Source organism: Gordonia sp. (in: high G+C Gram-positive bacteria) (assembly GCF_020438995.1).
In the GTDB taxonomy this organism is placed as follows: Bacteria; Actinomycetota; Actinomycetes; order Mycobacteriales; family Mycobacteriaceae; genus Gordonia.
The window spans coordinates 1-2,535 of the sequence record NZ_JAGQTN010000161.1 but is presented as its reverse complement, the minus strand read 5'-3'; the positions used below and the strand labels follow the sequence as shown (position 1 = coordinate 2,535).

At 65.4% G+C, this 2,535-nt stretch carries 3 protein-coding genes; all 3 read right to left on the bottom strand.

What is annotated here, in order from left to right:
• A partial coding sequence (locus tag KDB67_RS11850) for a tyrosinase family protein (protein WP_291015951.1) occupies positions 1–1,614 on the bottom strand: 1,614 nt, incomplete at its 3' end.
• Positions 1,615–1,671: 57 nt separating this feature from the next.
• A complete protein-coding gene (locus KDB67_RS11845; RefSeq protein WP_291015949.1) occupies positions 1,672–1,968 on the bottom strand; it encodes a tyrosinase family oxidase copper chaperone in 297 nt (98 codons plus the stop codon).
• Between the two features lie 207 nt (positions 1,969–2,175).
• Complete coding sequence (locus KDB67_RS11840; protein ID WP_291015947.1) at positions 2,176–2,427, bottom strand: hypothetical protein; 252 nt, start codon at positions 2,425–2,427, stop codon at positions 2,176–2,178.
• Between the last annotated feature and the right edge of the window lie 108 nt (positions 2,428–2,535).

The window sequence follows — 2,535 nt, the reverse complement described above, 5'->3', positions numbered from 1 at the left end:
GCGGTTCTCCTGCCCGTCGGTCAGTACCACGATCGCCCGCCGGTCGAAGCCGGCCAGTGCCGGTGCGCCAAGGTCGGCATGGGCCATTGCGATTCCGTCACCGATCGACGTATTGCCCGCCGGGTTGGGCGTGTGGCTCGAAATTGCGGCCTTGGCCGCCGTGCGCCCGGCGCCGAAAGACAGCGGCCCCGCCACCGCGATCGGAGTGCCCGGATGCGCATCGTCGTCGAAGCGGACCACGCCGACCGCGTCGTCGTCACCCAGCAGGTCGACGAATACCGGTGCCGCATCCTTCAGCACATCGATTCGCGCACGGCCGTCCCCCGCGTCGAAATTCATGCTGTTTGACTGGTCCAGCACGAGCACCGAGGCCACCGTGGGTTTGGCGATCGTATTGGCGCTGATCGGGACGACGAAATCCTGGCCGGTTTCGACGCAGGTCACGGTGACGGTGCCGGTGGCGGTATCGAGCGCGGTGGTGCCTGTGTACGAAATCCAGACGCGGGCGGTGTCGGTATCGTGAGGCGAGACGGTCACCGAGGTCCCTAGCGGCGTTCCGAACACACCGGGCGCACCAGTCAGCACAGTCGGTCCATCGCTGATGTTGAAGGTGAGGGACTGGCAGGCGCTGAGCGTGAATACGGCGGCACGCACCGTGGTCTGGCCCTCGGGAACATCGTTGAAGACGAGGCTCGTCGTCTGCAGCGTCACCTCGGGCGCGTCGCTGTCATAGACGTAGCCGAGTCCGCGATGGTCCAGCACATCTGCCACCGTCGTGCTCCACGGGAACATCGCATCATTCAGGCGGTGGCCGTCGAGGTCGGCGCTCTCTGCCGGTCCGGGCACGAACGCCTCGCCCGGGTGCGCCGCCTGCCAATCAGCCCACAACTTGTCGACAAAACAGTGATGGAGGAAGAACACCGGGTCGTTCGGCGACGTGCCCGGCAGCATCGAGCCACCGACCCACACGTGGACGCGGTTGTGCATATTGGGTGCGGCGCTGCCACCGACGCTGGCCCAGCCTTCGTTCGAATTGCGATAACCGCCGCTTCCGGTGGTCCAGGGCGACGCGTCGTACGGCGTCAGCGCCTGCACGGTGTCGACCTGGGTCTGGGTCGGCAGCGTGGCTGCGCTGACGCCAAAGGCGCGCTGCAGGCCGGCACCGGTGTCGGCGCCGGTGTCGTCGGCGACTGTCCAGGCATTTGGGTCGGCAGGATCGAAGGCGAACGGGCCGGTCTTGACCAGGTCACCGTCGGCGGCATCGCCGTTGCCGCCCATCAAGTCCGTGCCCCATACGGTGGCCGTGGCGGGGTCGGCCAGCGCCGCGTCGCTCGCCCAGTCCCAGTACGGCAGGATCGCACCCGGCACCTCGGCCTGCAGGTCCTGCTCGAAGCGGCGCAGGAATTCGCGGTGCCAGGACAGGAAAGCCGGCCCGCGGTGGGCGGCGTTTCGCGTCAGCGGACTGCCGCTGGCCGGCGTCGCATGGTTCATCGCATCCATGTGCGTCTTGACGTATTGGTTGTACTTTCCGTTCGCCTTCATGGCCTTCACGGCGGTAACGAAATCGAGCTTCTCCTGCGCGGTGAGCGCGTTGACGTTCTTGCGGCAAGTCATTGTTGGGTCCTCCTCGTCGACGCCGGCAGCCTCGGCGGGCGCCAGCGCATCGGCCGCTCAGCGGCTGCGAAATGCGGGGTCGAAATCGATGACGTCGCGCGCGATGTCGAGCGGCGACTCGTAGGTCCGATAGGGCATGCGGATCGACTCAAAGCGGCGCGGCTCGGTCTGCAGTATGTCCAACGGCTGCCCATCGATCGCGATCTGCAGCATCTGGCCTTCAGCAGCTGAGCGCGCCTTTGCCGCACCATCCGGTGTGTGCGCGGCGGTAATGACGATCGTGCGGCCTTTGTAAGTCGTGCGCTCGGGCCACGATGTCTCACGCTTCTTTCCGGTGGACTTCTTTTCGCTCATGGTCTGTGCCTCCTTGGGCTGGATTCCGTGGACTGACGGGGTCTGACTCGGTGGCGTTCGTCATTCGAACAGGTACGACGATAGTCACGTGGGCCGGGGTGCATCTGTGAGCTAGTGCGAACGAGGCGAGTGAAGAATTACCGCTGTTTGGAGAGGGCAATGGATGGGAGCGAACGGAACGTGCCAATAACTTTCCGTCGCTCTCGATCATGAGTTTGCTGTTGAAGAGAGGGCGGTGGGTTCGTCGGTTTTCACCGTCGTTGGTGGCTGGATCCGGATAGCGGCAGGCAACTCGGGCGGCATCGACCGACATCCCTTGAAGCGTTCTGGCTTGGTCCGGAATGCGGCGCACAGGGTCGCTTTGAGGGGGCTCTGGTCATTTTTGCCATGCTTGTCGCGGTCGGCACCCGGCCACGAGCGGCCGTAGCAGCCCTGAAAAACGAGCTGCCCGAACGGCATCCAACTCATCAGAGACCGGCCGCTCGGCTGGGTAGTAGGTCGGCCCGCTCCTCGGCCTGAGCGGCCGCCCGAGTATTTTCAGACCGGACATACGCCGGCAAGGCCGGG